This is a genomic window from Herbaspirillum sp. 3R11 (genome assembly GCF_004563925.1).
Lineage (GTDB): Bacteria > Pseudomonadota > Gammaproteobacteria > Burkholderiales > Burkholderiaceae_D > Herbaspirillum.
On sequence record NZ_SPNJ01000003.1, the window covers coordinates 235,625 to 249,288 of the forward strand.

Here is a 13,664-nt window from a genome sequence, read left to right on the forward strand (position 1 = left end):
TCCCCCCATTCGATTCGCCATTTTCATCGAATTTTTTGAGCGGTCTTGATCCGCCATTTTCGCACAGGGAAAGAATGTATTCACTCACGTTTTCAGTTTTGTTTGTCGGTTTTCTGCTGGTGACGCTGCTCGTCCGGTTCTGGCTCAGCTCGCGCCACATCCGCCACGTGCTGGCGCATCGCAGCGCAGTGCCGGCTGAATTCGCCGAAAAAATCCCGCTCGCGGCGCATCAGAAAGCCGCCGATTACACCGTCGCGCGCACCAAGTTCGGCATCCTTGCGCTGCTCGTGAATGCCGCCGTGCTGATCGGCTTTACCCTGCTGGGCGGACTGCAACTGCTGTCGACCCTGCTGCTGCAATGGCTGGGCGGTCCCGGCATGGTGTACCAGTTGTGCCTGATCGGCTCCTTCGCGGTGATCTCCGGTCTGATCGATTTGCCGTTCGACTATTACCGCCAGTTCGTGCTGGAAGCGTACTTCGGTTTCAACAAGATGACGCGCACGCTGTTCTTCGTTGACGCCGTCAAGACCGGCCTGATCGGCGCCGCCATCGGCCTGCCGCTGCTGTGGGTGATCCTGCTGCTGATGGACCAGGCCGGCGCGCTGTGGTGGTTCTATGCATGGCTGGTGTGGAGCGGCTTCCAGCTGCTGATGCTGGTGCTGTATCCGACCGTGATCGCACCGCTGTTCAACAAGTTCACGCCGCTCGACGACGACAGCCTGCGGGCGCGTATCGAGAGCCTGATGCAGCGCGTCGGCTTTGCGTCCAAAGGCTTGTTCGTGATGGACGGCTCCAAGCGCAGCGCGCACGGCAACGCTTACTTCTCGGGCTTCGGCGCGGGCAAGCGCATCGTGTTTTTCGACACGCTGCTGGCGCGTCTGGCGCCGCAGGAAATCGAAGCGGTGCTGGCGCATGAACTGGGCCATTTCAAACTCAAGCACATCGTCAAGCGCATCAGCGTGATGTTCGCGATTTCGCTGGCTTTCCTGGCGCTGCTGGGCTATCTCAAGGGCCAGGCCTGGTTCTATACCGGTCTCGGCGTGAACCCGCTGCTGTTCGGCAACAACGATGCGATGGCGCTGATCCTGTTCATGCTGGCGCTGCCGATTTTCACTTTCCTGCTGTCGCCGTTGTCGTCGCTGTCGTCGCGCAAGCACGAGTTCGAAGCCGACGCCTTCGCCGCCCAGCACACCAATGCACAGGACCTGGTGTCGGCGCTGGTCAAGCTGTATGAAGACAATGCCTCGACGCTGACGCCGGATCCGCTGCATTCCGCGTTCTACGATTCGCATCCTCCCGCCTCGCTGCGGATAGGAAAACTGCACGACAAACTGAACGCGGCACACTGAGGAGCACACCATGACACTGACAACCCAAACCCTGCTGACACAAAAGAGCCAGCATCAGGTCGCCGCCTTCAACGATGCCGACATCCAGCAATACCTGCCGCTGGTGCCGGGCTGGACGCTGGAACAAGGCAAGCTGGTCAAATCGTATGCCTTCGAGGATTACCATGAGACGCTGGCGTTCGTAAATGCCATTGCCTATGTCATCCATGCCGAAGACCATCATCCGGAACTGGTCGTGACCTACAACCGCTGTGTCGCCAAGTTCGACACGCACAGCGTCAACGAAGGACGCGGCGGCTTGTCGATAAACGATTTCATCTGCGCCGCCAAGGTGGATGCGATTTTCCACCAGACTTTTTCCTGAGCATGAGCGCACCCAAAAACAATACTGAAGTCGGCACCGTCATCGCCGCCCACGGCCGCCACTATCTGGCGCAAGTAGGCGAAGAAAAACTGCAATGCGTCACCCGCGGCAAGAAGAGCGACGTCGCCGTCGGCGACAAGATCAACCTCAAGCGCACTTCGCTCAACCAGGCCGTGATCGAATCCATTGCCGAGCGCAAGACTTTGCTGTATCGCTCGGACCAATACAAATCCAAACTGCTGGCCGCCAACGTCACCCAATTGTTCATCGTGGTGGCGACCGAACCGGGTTTTACCGACGACCTGATTTCACGCTCGCTGGTGGCAGCGGAGTCCGCCGGTGTCGCCGCCCACATCATCCTCAACAAGACCGACATCGAAGCAGCGCTGCCGCGCACGCGTGAACGTCTTGAGGTGTACCGCAAGCTGGGCTACCCGATCCACGAAGTGTCGGCAACGGCGCAACCCGAGGCGACCCACGCCACCATCATGCCCTTGCTGCAAGGCCAGACCACGATCCTGATCGGTCAATCCGGCATGGGCAAATCATCGATCATCAACCTGATCGTGCCGGACGCCGACATCGCCGTGCGCGAAATCTCCGCCGCACTCGACACCGGCAAGCACACCACCACCTTCACGCGGCTGTATGTGATGACGGACGATACGGCGATCATCGATTCACCGGGCTTTCAAGAGTTCGGCCTGTATCAGTTGAGCGAAGGCATGCTGGAGCGCGCCTTCCGCGAATTCGCGCCGCATCTCGGCCACTGCAAGTTCTACAACTGCCATCACCTGAGCGAGCCCGCTTGTGCGGTGCTGGCAGCAGTGGAAAGCGGCGAGATTGCGCGCATGCGGCATCAGTTGTACGTGCAATTGCTGCATGAGTCGTCGCAGAAGCTGTACTGATTCCGATCAGCTCAACATAAAAAAAGCCGCTCAATCCTGAGCGGCTTTTTGCTTTTTCCGATGACAGTTCAGAACTTGTAAACCGCCGACAAGAATCCGCTTCGCGGCGAACCGGGCATGATTTGCGTCAACGAAGTGGAAGTATCGTAGTAGCGGCGATTGGTCAAGTTGGTGACCGCGAACGTCAACTCTACCTTGGGCAGGCGATAGCCAACCTTGCCGTCCCAACGGGTATAGGCGGGCAAATCAAATTGATTGGCGACGTCTGCATAGCGAGAACCTTCGTAGACCAAACCGAGTTCGGAGAAGAATCCCTGCGCCGGGGCAAAGCTGACGAACACGCTGCCATTAGCGCTGGATACGCCCGTCGAACGTTTCCCCTGAAGTGCCGGGATTGTACAGGTAGCGCAACGAGGCGCCTCAACGATACGCGCGCGCTGAATCGTAAAACCACTGCGGATAAACCAGTTGTTAGCTACTTGACCATTGAGTGCCAACTCCACTCCACGATTGCGCTCCAAGCCGTTGACGATGAACAGACTCGGATCGCGTTGGATCTGAGTTCGACGATTGTAGAGATCCAGTTGGAACACCGACAGGGTGGAACTAATTTTCTTGTCCAGCCAATCGCTCTTCACACCGACTTCAAACTGCCTACTGAATTGCGGCGACAAACTATTGTTGGAAACGGTACTCGTGCCTGTATCCAGATTCACCGTGTCGGCGCCGCCGGAAGGAATAAAGCTTTTGCTGTACGAAGCATAAATACTGTGATCGACCAGTGGCGACCAGACAACGCCAACCCTGGGGCTCAACGCAGACGTCGTACGCTCGACTCGGTTAAAGCTGTTCCGGCTTGTAGGCCGACTGGTGGAGTCGGCCGCAAAACGATCCCAGCGCAGCCCCAACAGCACCTTCCACTCCGGTGAAAATGTCATTTGGTCCTGCGCATACAAGGCGATGCCATCGGCGCGATGCAGGCTGCTGCTAAATAAGCCTGGTTGTGACGAGGAGCCGGCCGCCTTGGAAGGGTTAAGCAACGCTACGTCGTTGGATGCGATTGTATAAAGAGTCGGCTGACGGCGGACCACGCTGTATTCGACGCCAGCGAGCATCTCATGCCTGACTGGCCCGGTATCGAATCTTCCTTCCAACTCCAGGTTGTTTTGCCAGTTGCGTTGATGCAGATTCTGCTGCCAGCGTACGCGCGAGACACTCTTGTTGTCTGCCGTCCAGTTGTTCGCGTAGGTATTGTCGAAGATGCTGTTCAAGCTCAGCATGCTGAGCACATAGCGTAGCTTCCAGTCCTGATCGAATTTGTGTTCCAACGTCGAGCGCAGATAAAGATTGCTGTCTTTAATGTAATCACGGCTCGGTACGCCGTAAGTAGTGCCGATGGCTGCCGGTGGCAAGTAGTAGCTGTATGTAGCGGAGCTGCTGCCACGACGCCCGGCTGGCATGCCGCGATCGGGAGTTCGGTCGTACTCGGAGAGTTCCGTCTGCAATAACCAACTGGTGCGACCATCGTCCCATTTCAGCGAGGGAGCAAGGTATTGGCGCGAACTATTGACGCCGTCACGGAAGCTGTTGCCATGCTCGCGCCCGGCGTTGACGCGCATGGCCCACTCTTCGGACAATACTTGATTGATGTCCACCGCTGCGCCAATCTGGCTATAGCTCCCGGCCGTGAGACTGACGCTACTCTGCACGTCATGTCCTGGCTGCTTGCTGATGCGATTGATGACTCCACCCCCGCTGCCACGACCGTATAGCACCGCAGCCGGCCCTTTGAGCACTTCTACTCTTTCAATGTTGCCGAGGCTGCGAACATATTGCGCGTCGTCGCGTACACCATCCAGAAAGACGTCACCGGCACTCGAGAAACCGCGAATACGGAAAGAATCGAAACGGGTATCCGAAGCATTCGAAACCCCCGGTACGCCGCGCAACGCATCGGCCAGCGTCCGACCACCGTACGAGGCGATGTCTTCGACTTTGATGCTGTTGATCGTCTGCGGTACATCGTGCGGATCGCTATCCGTTTTGGTTGCCGTGCTGATGGAAGCCGGACGCGGATCGTAGTGGCTGCGCTTGCTGCGGATCTCGATGGCAGGCAAATCGACGGCTTCGCTCTCGGAGCCATCGGCCGCGTAAGCGTAGTCAAAGGAAGAAACGATGGAACAAATGGCGATGGCAAGGGGCCGGAGCCGTGCGCCGCGACGGACAGGAAAAAAAGGCATGTTGATCACTCGACTGGTCTTTGAAAGAGGCGCAGTCTAATGATTTATGTTGAGAACAATTCTCAACAAGTGCGAAAATCCTGAGAAAATCGCTGAGTACCGATCATCTCGTCGCGAATCTGAAAATGCCAACTGGAATTGATTTCAATAAATGTCAAAATAACAATTTAATTTACCCAGTCGCGATCCCACACTTGGACAGTCGCCGACATGCTCCCTGTCCCCCTTTTCCGCGACGGCCGTCATGCCATAGAGCGACACCCTGCCATCCCGCCCTCGACATGCCTGCTTTTGGGTATCTTTTTGGCCCGAATCCCTTATAATCTAAGCAGTTACAACAATCGGCGGCAGGCGCCCCCTGGCCGCCGTTTTTATTTATGGCAATCAAACACTACCTGCAGTTTTCCGACTTTACGCTTGATGAGTATGAGTACGTGATCGAGCGGTCGCGTGTGATTAAACGCAAATTCAAAAACTACGAGCCGCATCACTCGCTGGCCGATCGCACGCTGGTCATGGTCTTCGAAAAGAATTCCACACGTACACGCCTGTCTTTCGAAGCCGGCATGCACCAGCTCGGCGGCGCCGCGATCTACCTCAACACCCGCGACAGCCAGCTCGGCCGCGGCGAGCCGATCGAAGACGCCGCCCAGGTGATGTCGCGCATGTGCGACGTGATCATGATCCGCACCTTCGGCCAGGAAATCATCGACCGATTCGCCGCCTATTCGCGCGTGCCGGTCATCAACGGCCTGACCAACGAACACCATCCCTGCCAGGTGCTGGCGGATGTCTTCACCTACATCGAACAGCGTGGCTCGATCAAGGACAAGGTCGTGGCCTGGATCGGCGACGCCAACAACATGCTGTACTCGTGGCTGCAAGCCGCCGAAGTGTTCGGCTTCCACGTCAACGTCTCGACGCCCAAGGGTTACGACATCGACCAGAAGCTGGTCAGCCCCGGCCACCAGCGCTACACCTTCTTCGCCAATCCGGCCGACGCCTGCCAGGACGCCGACCTGGTCACGACCGACGTCTGGACCAGCATGGGTTACGAGGACGAAAACGCCGCCCGCCTGAAGGCCTTCGACGGCTGGATCGTCGACCAGGCCAAGATGGCGCGCGCCCGCAAGGATGCCTTGTTCATGCACTGCCTGCCGGCGCATCGCGGCGAGGAAGTGTCCGCCGAAGTCATCGACGGTCCCCAATCGGTGGTTTGGGAAGAAGCTGAAAACCGCCTGCACGTGCAAAAGGCCTTGCTCGAATATCTCGTCCTGGGGAAAGTGGCATGATCGACCATACCGGCTTTACACCCTCCGACTACGACCGCACCAAGGCGTTTTATACGCAGGCATTGGCGCCCATCGGCTACACCTTGCTGATGGAGCTGTCCGCTTCGGTCACCGGCGGCACCGACGTTGCCGGTTTCGGCGAAGCGCCCAAGCCCGATTTCTGGCTAGCGCGCGCCACCGCCGACAAGCCGGCGCACAGCCCGACGCTGCATTTCGCCTTCCGCGTGAACTCACGCGGCGCGGTGGATGCGTTCTACCAGGCAGCCCTGCAGGACGGCGGCAAAGACAACGGCGCTCCCGGCATCCGCGCGCATTACCATCCTGATTACTACAGCGCCTTCGTCCGCGATCCGGACGGGCACAACATTGAAGTTGTCTGCCACGACCCTGCATAACTACGCGCAAGTAAATTCAATCCATCCGTCATAACCAGCCACTACGAACATCATGTCCAACATCCTGCAATCCGTTCCGGTCAACGAAAAAGTCGGCATCGCCTTCTCCGGCGGCCTTGATACCAGCGCCGCGCTGACCTGGATGCGCCAGAAAGGCGCCATTCCTTACGCCTACACCGCCAACCTGGGTCAACCGGACGAGCCTGATTACGACGAAATCCCGAAGAAGGCATTGCAATACGGCGCAGAACTGGCGCGACTGATCGATTGCCGCGAACAGCTGGCCAACGAAGGTATCGCAGCACTGCAAAGCGGCGCCTTCCACATCTCGACCGCCGGCGTCACCTACTTCAACACCACGCCGCTGGGCCGCGCCGTCACCGGCACCATGCTGGTCGCCGCCATGCGCGAAGACAATGTCGACATCTGGGGCGACGGCAGTACCTTCAAGGGCAACGACATCGAGCGTTTCTACCGCTACGGCCTGCTGGTCAACCCCAACCTGCGCATCTACAAGCCATGGCTGGACAACACCTTCATCGACGAACTGGGCGGCCGTAAGGAAATGTCCGAGTTCATGATCAAGTCCGGCTTCGACTACAAGATGTCGGTGGAAAAGGCCTACTCGACCGACTCCAACATGCTCGGCGCGACCCACGAAGCGAAAGACCTGGAGTTCCTCAACAGCGGCATCAAGATCGTGCAACCGATCATGGGTGTGGCGTTCTGGCGCGACGACGTCGCCGTCAAGGCGGAAGAAGTCACCGTGCGCTTCGAAGAAGGCCGTCCGGTCGCGTTGAACGGCAAGACCTTCGACAACATGACCGACCTGATCCTGGAAGCCAACCGCATCGGCGGCCGTCACGGCCTCGGCATGAGCGACCAGATCGAAAACCGCATCATCGAAGCCAAGAGCCGCGGCATCTATGAAGCGCCGGGCCTGGCCCTGCTGTTCATCGCCTACGAGCGCCTGATCACCGGCATCCACAACGAAGACACTATCGAGCAATACCGCGACAACGGCCGCAAGCTGGGCCGCCTGCTGTATCAAGGCCGCTGGTTCGATTCGCAGGCGATCATGCTGCGCGAAACCGCACAACGCTGGGTCGCACGCGCCATCACCGGCGAAGTCACCGTCGAACTGCGCCGCGGCAACGACTACTCGATCCTCAACACCGAGTCGGCCAACCTGACCTATCAGCCGGAACGCCTGACCATGGAAAAGGGCGAAGGCGCCTTTACGCCGCAAGACCGTATCGGCCAATTGACCATGCGCAACCTCGATATCATCGACACGCGTCAGAAGCTGGCAATCTATCAAAGCACCGGCCTGCTGGCGACCAGCAACGCGGTGTCGCTGCCGCTGCTGGAAAAAGACAAGAACGCGAAGTAATCACGCAACCAATCAACGAAAACCAGACAACATGACGACTCAATTCGACAACGTTACCGTCCTGAAAAAGGGCAATGTTTATTTTGACGGCAAGTGCGTTTCGCACACCGTGATTTTTGCCGACGGCACCAAGAAGACGCTGGGCGTGATCCTGCCTTCCTCGTTGGTCTTCAACACCGGCGCACCGGAAATCATGGAAATCAACGGCGGCAGCTGCAACGTTCGCCTGAAGGGTGAAGAAGCCTGGAAGACCTATGCAGCCGGCACCAGCTTCAACGTCCCGGGCGACTCCAGCTTCGAGATCGAAGTGACCGAGACTGTGGATTACGTCTGCCACTTCGGTTAATCGCCGGAACGCAGCAAACAAAAACGCGGCCAGGGAAACTTGGCCGCGTTTTTTATTGTGCGTCGATTTATCTCCGCAAGGCAGATCAGATGAACACCGGCTCCGGTTCCAGCTTGACGCCGAACTTGGCCTGCACATCCGCCTGAATCGCCTGCGCCAATGCAGCGATTTCCTTGCCGGTGGCGCCGCCTTTGTTGACCAATACCAGCGCCTGTTTTTCATACACGCCGGCCGCACCCAGCGACCTGCCCTTCCAGCCGCATTGATCGATCAGCCAGCCGGCCGCCAGCTTGTAACCGCCGTCGGGCTGCACATAGCTCACCAGTTGCGGATGCTGTGCCAGCAAGGACTCGCGCTGCTGCGCCGGCACGACGGGGTTCTTGAAGAAGCTGCCGGCGTTGCCGATCTGCACCGGATCGGGCAGCTTGCGCGTGCGGATCGCAATCACCGCATCGGCAATGTCACGCGGCGACGGCGTGGTGATTTGTCGCAGCGACAATTCCTGCATGACGTCGGCATAGTTCATGTCGGGCTGCCATTGCTTGGGCAAAGCGAAGGTCACATCGAGCACCACGGCGCGATCGCGCAGCGTCTGCTTGAAGATGCTGTCGCGATAGCCGAAGCGGCAGGCCGCAGCATCCAGCATGATCGTCTTGCCGTCGATGAAATCGAAAGCGGTCAGACTGTGGAAACGGTCTTTCACTTCGATGCCGTAGGCGCCGATGTTCTGGATCGGCGCTGCGCCGACACTGCCGGGAATCAGGGACAGATTCTCCAGTCCGCCGAGGCCGAGGTCCAGCGACCATTGCACGAAACGATGCCAATTTTCACCGGCGGCGGCGGTCACGTAGACGAAGTCGTCATCCTCATTGACGATACGCATGCCGGCGCTGCGCATGTGCAGCACCAGGCCGGCGAAATCCTGGGTCAGCAGCAAATTGCTGCCGCCGCCGAGGATCAGGCGTGGAAGTACCGACAATTCCTTGTCGTTTTTTACCGCGAGCAAGGTATCGACGTCGTCGACCGGCAAATAGGCGGCGGCCCTGGCGTCGATGCCGAAGGTATTGAGATGGCGCAGGGAGAAATCGCGCTGTACTGGAATGGGAAACATAAGCGCAGGATTATAGCCTGCGCCATGTGGCTGCGGCACGGGCGTAGCCGCAAACGCGGTTGTCCGTTAAAATCACGTCTTTCGGGTGCAAGCGCCTTATCTTCGCTTTGCGCGCGCCCACAGGATATAAAGGAAATCGCCATGCCCTCATTTGATACCGTCTCCGAAGCCAATCTGGTCGAAGTCAAGAATGCCGTCGAGCAGTCCAACAAGGAAATCACCACCCGCTTCGACTTCAAGGGCAGCGATGCCCGCGTCGAACAAAAGGAACGCGACCTGACCGCTTACGCCGACTCCGAATTCCAGCTCGGCCAGGTGCGCGACGTGCTGACCAACAAGATGACCAAGCGCAACGTCGACGTGCGTTTCCTCGACCACGGCAAGATTGAAAAAATCGGCGGCGACAAGGTCAAGCAGGTCATCAAGGTCAAGAATGGCATCGAGACCGAAGACGCCAAGAAGATCGTGCGCGTCATCAAGGACAGCAAGATGAAGGTGCAAGCCAGCATCCAGGGCGACGCCGTGCGCGTGACCGGCACCAAGCGCGACGACCTGCAAGCCGCCATGGCGATGCTGCGTAAGGAAATCAAGGACTTGCCGCTGGAATTCAACAACTTCCGCGACTAACGGTCAATAACGGTCATTGTCAGGACGAATAAAAAACGCCGGCACATCATGATGTGCCGGCGTTTTTTATTTCTGCGCGCTTTCTCTCGCGCGATCAGCCGCATTGCAGCTTCTGTTCCTTGCTCATGTTTTCCATCGCCTCCTTGATTTCGGCAGGCGACAGGTCTCGCTGATGCGTGGCGACCGACCAGCGATGGCCGAACGGATCCTCGAGCTGGCCGTAGCGGTCGCCCCAGAACATGTCAGCCAAGGGCACCACGACTTTCGCGCCGGCAGACTGCGCCTGGGCAAACACGGCGTCGGCATCCTCGACGTAGAGATGAACGACGACCGGAGAACCACCCAGCAGATGCGGACCGCGCGAGCCCGCGCCCCATTGAGGCATTTCATCGACCAGCATCAACGGCGAATCGCCGATTCGCAAGAGCGCGTGCATGATCTTGCCATCCGGCCCCGGCAGCCGCGCCAGTTCAATGGCGCCGAACGCCTGTTTGTAAAATTCGATGGCTTGCGCGGCTCCGGCACAGATGAGGTACGGCGTCAGCGTATGCATGCCGTCCGGCACCGCTTTAACTTGGGAAGAAGTGGCCATGCTTGTCTCCTTTTGATGAAATCAGGAGGCTCATTGTGCGCTCTGCATCTCAAAAATCAAGTTGGCGAACGGACAAGCCCGGATATGGCGCCGGGATGAAAAAAAGCCCCGCATGCGGGGCTTTTTCCTGTCTGCAAAGACGCTGCAAACCGAGCGGGATTACTCCTTGTCGCCAATCAGACGGCGTTGCTTGACCGCATCCGCCAGACCTTGCAGCACGCCCAGGCTTTCTTCCCAGTCGATGCAGCCGTCGGTGACGGATTGACCGTAGGTCAGCTCCTTGCCCGGCACCAGGTCCTGGCGTCCTGCCACCAGGTTGGACTCGACCATCACGCCGACGATGCGCGTGTCGCCGCCGGCGATCTGGCCGGCGATGTCGGCGCAAACCGGGATTTGATTCTCCGGCTTCTTCGAGCTGTTGGCGTGCGAGGCATCGATCATCAGGCGCGCCGCCAGGCCGCTCTTGGCGATGTCCTGGCAGGCTGCTTCCACGTTGGCGGCGTCATAATTCGGCGCCTTGCCGCCGCGCAGGATGATGTGGCAATCCTCATTGCCGGCGGTCGAGACGATGGCCGAGTGGCCGCCCTTGGTGACCGACAGGAAATGGTGAGGCTGCGAGGCCGCCTTGATCGCATCGACGGCGATCTTGATGTTGCCGTCGGTGCCGTTCTTGAAACCGACCGGGCACGACAGGCCCGAAGCCAGTTCGCGGTGCACCTGCGATTCGGTGGTGCGCGCGCCGATGGCGCCCCAGCTGATCAGGTCGGCGATGTATTGCGGGCTGATCACGTCGAGGAACTCGGTGCCGGCCGGCAGGCCCAGTTCGTTGATGTTGAGCAGCAGCTCGCGCGCGGTGCGCAGGCCGTCATTGATGCGGAAGCTGTTGTCCATGTAGGGATCGTTGATCAGGCCCTTCCAGCCGACTGTGGTGCGCGGCTTTTCGAAGTAGACGCGCATGACGATTTCCAGCTCGCCTTTGAAGCGCTCGCGCTCGACCACCAGACGGCGGGCATATTCCATCGCGGCCTTGGTGTCGTGGATCGAGCAAGGGCCGATCACGACCATGACGCGGTCGTCCTGGCCGTGCAGGATGCGATGCAGGGCCGTACGGCATTCTGCGGTGGTGCTCTCGACTTTTTCGCTGCCGCCGAATTCACGGATCAGGTGCGAGGGGGGTGTCAGTTCTTTCATTTCTCGGATGCGTAGATCGTCGGTGCGCGGCATTTTTTTCTCCTGATTGCAATCTGAATTGGATGAATTCGAATGGGTAAAAAAAAACCGCCATCACTGGCGGTTTTTTAGAAATTCGGTTTGGTCTCTACTTACGAACGCTTACCGCTTTTCACCGCCGTGGGGCTGGAATAGCTAAAGTAAAAATAAAAGAAGTAAGCGCGGGCGAAAGACATGGTGTGATCTATGCGAATAGTCGTTAGTTACAACAGAAAACGATAATGCAACAATTTCCCGGCTTTGGCAACAGCGGTCATTAATTTTTCACAAAAACCGCATTGAATGACGTTTTTTTGCATTTAAACCGTCACTCAATGCCTACAACGCACAATTTATGCCGTACCACCCACCGTGACGCCATCGATGCGCAAGGTCGGCTGACCGACGCCGACCGGGACGCTCTGGCCTTCCTTGCCGCACACGCCGACGCCGGAATCGAGCTTCATGTCGTTGCCGATCAGCGAAACGCGGTTCAGCACGTCAGGACCGTTGCCGATCAGCGTGGCGCCCTTGACCGGGTAGGAAATCTTGCCGTTCTCGATCATGTAGGCCTCGCTCGCCGAGAAGACGAACTTGCCGTTGGTGATGTCGACCTGGCCGCCGCCGAAGTTGACGGCGTACAAACCGTTCTTCACCGAAGCCAGGATTTCTGCAGGATCCTTGTCGCCGGCCAGCATGTAGGTGTTGGTCATGCGCGGCATCGGCAGGTGCGCAAACGATTCGCGACGGGCGTTGCCGGTCACCGGCATCTTCATCAGGCGCGCGTTCATGGTGTCCTGGATGTAGCCCTTCAGGATGCCGTCTTCGATCAGCGTGGTGCACTGGGTCGGGTTGCCTTCGTCGTCAATGTTGAGCGAACCGCGGCGATCGGCGATGGTGCCGTCATCGACCACGGTGACGCCCTTGGCGGCGACGCGCTCGCCGATGCGGCCGGAGAAGGTGCTCGAGCCCTTGCGGTTGAAGTCGCCTTCGAGGCCGTGGCCGATGGCTTCGTGCAGCAGGATGCCCGGCCAGCCCGGTCCGAGCACGACGGTCATCGGACCGGCTGGCGCAGGACGCGCGTCCAGATTGACCAATGCGGTGGAGACCGCTTCGGACGCATATTTTTCCAGCAACTCGTCGCTGAAGTAAGCATAGCTGTAGCGACCGCCGCCACCGCTGCTGCCCATTTCGCGGCGACCGTTCTGTTCGGCGATGACGGTGATCGACACGCGCACCAGCGGACGGATATCGGCGGCGATGATGCCGTCGCTGCGCGCCACCAGCACCACGTCGTATTCGCCGGCCAGGCTGGCCATGACTTGCACGACGCGCGGATCCTTGGCGCGGGCGATGCGTTCGATGCGTTCCAGCAGATTGACCTTGGCGGTCGCGTCCAATGAAGTCAGCGGATCATGCGGCAGGTACAGCGAACGACCGCCGTTGGGCTGCATGCTGCCGGCAATCTTGACGCGACCGGCGCCCTGGCGACCGATGGTGCGGGTTGCTGCAGCGGCGTCGAGCAGAATGGATTCCGAGATTTCATCCGAATACGAGAACGCGGTCTTGTCGCCCGACACGGCGCGTACGCCCACGCCCTGGTCGATGGAGAAGCTACCGGTCTTGACGATGCCCTCTTCCAGGCTCCAGCCTTCGCTCTTGGTGAACTGGAAATACAGGTCGGCGTAATCGACCTTGTGCGTAAACATGGTGCCCAGTGTTTTCAGCAACTTGGCTTCGTCCAGGCCGAACGGCGTGAGCAGGACGTCGCGTGCAATACCGAGCGCGCTGAGATTGGGTTCGAATGTTTTCATAAATTATTTATTTAATTACAGCAA

General features: G+C 58.8%; 13 protein-coding genes. 8 read left to right on the forward strand and 5 right to left on the reverse strand.

Features of this window, described 5'->3' with window-relative positions; all coding sequences use genetic code 11:
- Nucleotides 1-74: 74 nt before the first annotated feature.
- Genes E4P32_RS14530 through rsgA form a run of 3 tightly spaced genes read left to right on the forward strand, consistent with a single transcriptional unit; the run spans nt 75 to nt 2,621 of the window.
- Nucleotides 75-1,349 carry a M48 family metallopeptidase gene (locus E4P32_RS14530; protein ID WP_116435105.1) on the forward strand — a complete coding sequence of 425 codons (1,275 nt, stop codon included), beginning with the start codon at nt 75-77 and terminating at the stop codon, nt 1,347-1,349.
- 10 nt (nt 1,350-1,359) lie between these two features.
- A complete protein-coding gene (locus tag E4P32_RS14535) occupies nt 1,360-1,713 on the forward strand; it encodes a 4a-hydroxytetrahydrobiopterin dehydratase (RefSeq protein WP_116435104.1) in 354 nt (117 codons plus the stop codon).
- Nucleotides 1,714-1,715: 2 nt separating this feature from the next.
- Entirely contained in the window at nt 1,716-2,621 is a 906-nt protein-coding gene (gene rsgA / locus E4P32_RS14540; protein WP_116435103.1) for a ribosome small subunit-dependent GTPase A, read from the forward strand.
- Nucleotides 2,622-2,689: 68 nt separating this feature from the next.
- On the opposite strand, the gene E4P32_RS14545 is transcribed toward rsgA, so the two are convergent.
- A complete protein-coding gene (locus E4P32_RS14545) occupies nt 2,690-4,861 on the reverse strand; it encodes a TonB-dependent siderophore receptor (protein WP_116435102.1) in 2,172 nt (723 codons plus the stop codon).
- A 377-nt stretch (nt 4,862-5,238) separates the two neighbouring features.
- Between E4P32_RS14545 and argF the strand changes: the two genes are divergently transcribed.
- The 4 genes from argF to E4P32_RS14565 are packed head-to-tail and all read left to right on the forward strand — an operon-like array spanning nt 5,239 to nt 8,287.
- Complete coding sequence (gene argF / locus E4P32_RS14550) at nt 5,239-6,153, forward strand: ornithine carbamoyltransferase (RefSeq protein WP_116435101.1); 915 nt, start codon at nt 5,239-5,241, stop codon at nt 6,151-6,153.
- Nucleotides 6,150-6,548, forward strand: a complete 399-nt coding sequence (locus E4P32_RS14555; protein ID WP_116435100.1) for a VOC family protein — start codon at nt 6,150-6,152, stop codon at nt 6,546-6,548. The genes argF and E4P32_RS14555 overlap by 4 nt, the downstream gene beginning before the upstream one ends.
- Nucleotides 6,549-6,600: 52 nt before the next feature.
- Nucleotides 6,601-7,941, forward strand: coding sequence for an argininosuccinate synthase (gene argG / locus E4P32_RS14560; protein ID WP_116435099.1), 1,341 nt, complete (start codon nt 6,601-6,603; stop codon nt 7,939-7,941).
- Nucleotides 7,942-7,972: 31 nt separating this feature from the next.
- Nucleotides 7,973-8,287: a pyrimidine/purine nucleoside phosphorylase gene (locus E4P32_RS14565; RefSeq protein ID WP_116435098.1), complete on the forward strand. Its 315-nt coding sequence runs from the start codon at nt 7,973-7,975 to the stop codon at nt 8,285-8,287.
- Between the two features lie 85 nt (nt 8,288-8,372).
- Here the strand turns inward: E4P32_RS14565 and murB are convergent, their stop codons facing one another.
- Nucleotides 8,373-9,398, reverse strand: coding sequence for a UDP-N-acetylmuramate dehydrogenase (gene murB / locus E4P32_RS14570; protein ID WP_116435097.1), 1,026 nt, complete (start codon nt 9,396-9,398; stop codon nt 8,373-8,375).
- A 141-nt stretch (nt 9,399-9,539) separates the two neighbouring features.
- On the opposite strand from murB, the gene E4P32_RS14575 reads away from it, so the two are divergent.
- Nucleotides 9,540-10,025 carry a YajQ family cyclic di-GMP-binding protein gene (locus E4P32_RS14575; RefSeq protein WP_116435096.1) on the forward strand — a complete coding sequence of 162 codons (486 nt, stop codon included), beginning with the start codon at nt 9,540-9,542 and terminating at the stop codon, nt 10,023-10,025.
- Nucleotides 10,026-10,119: 94 nt separating this feature from the next.
- Here the strand turns inward: E4P32_RS14575 and E4P32_RS14580 are convergent, their stop codons facing one another.
- The 3 genes from E4P32_RS14580 to tldD all read right to left on the reverse strand — a co-directional run bounded on the left by E4P32_RS14580 (nt 10,120) and on the right by tldD (nt 13,640).
- Complete coding sequence (locus tag E4P32_RS14580) at nt 10,120-10,617, reverse strand: VOC family protein (RefSeq protein WP_116435095.1); 498 nt, start codon at nt 10,615-10,617, stop codon at nt 10,120-10,122.
- A gap of 159 nt (nt 10,618-10,776) precedes the next feature.
- On the reverse strand, nt 10,777-11,841 hold the full coding sequence (aroG, locus tag E4P32_RS14585; protein WP_116435094.1) for a 3-deoxy-7-phosphoheptulonate synthase AroG: 1,065 nt from the start codon (nt 11,839-11,841) through the stop codon (nt 10,777-10,779).
- Between the two features lie 338 nt (nt 11,842-12,179).
- The gene (gene tldD, locus E4P32_RS14590; RefSeq protein WP_016832944.1) at nt 12,180-13,640 is read right to left on the reverse strand and encodes a metalloprotease TldD; all 1,461 of its coding nucleotides are present in this window, start codon (nt 13,638-13,640) and stop codon (nt 12,180-12,182) included.
- Nucleotides 13,641-13,664: the final 24 nt, after the last annotated feature.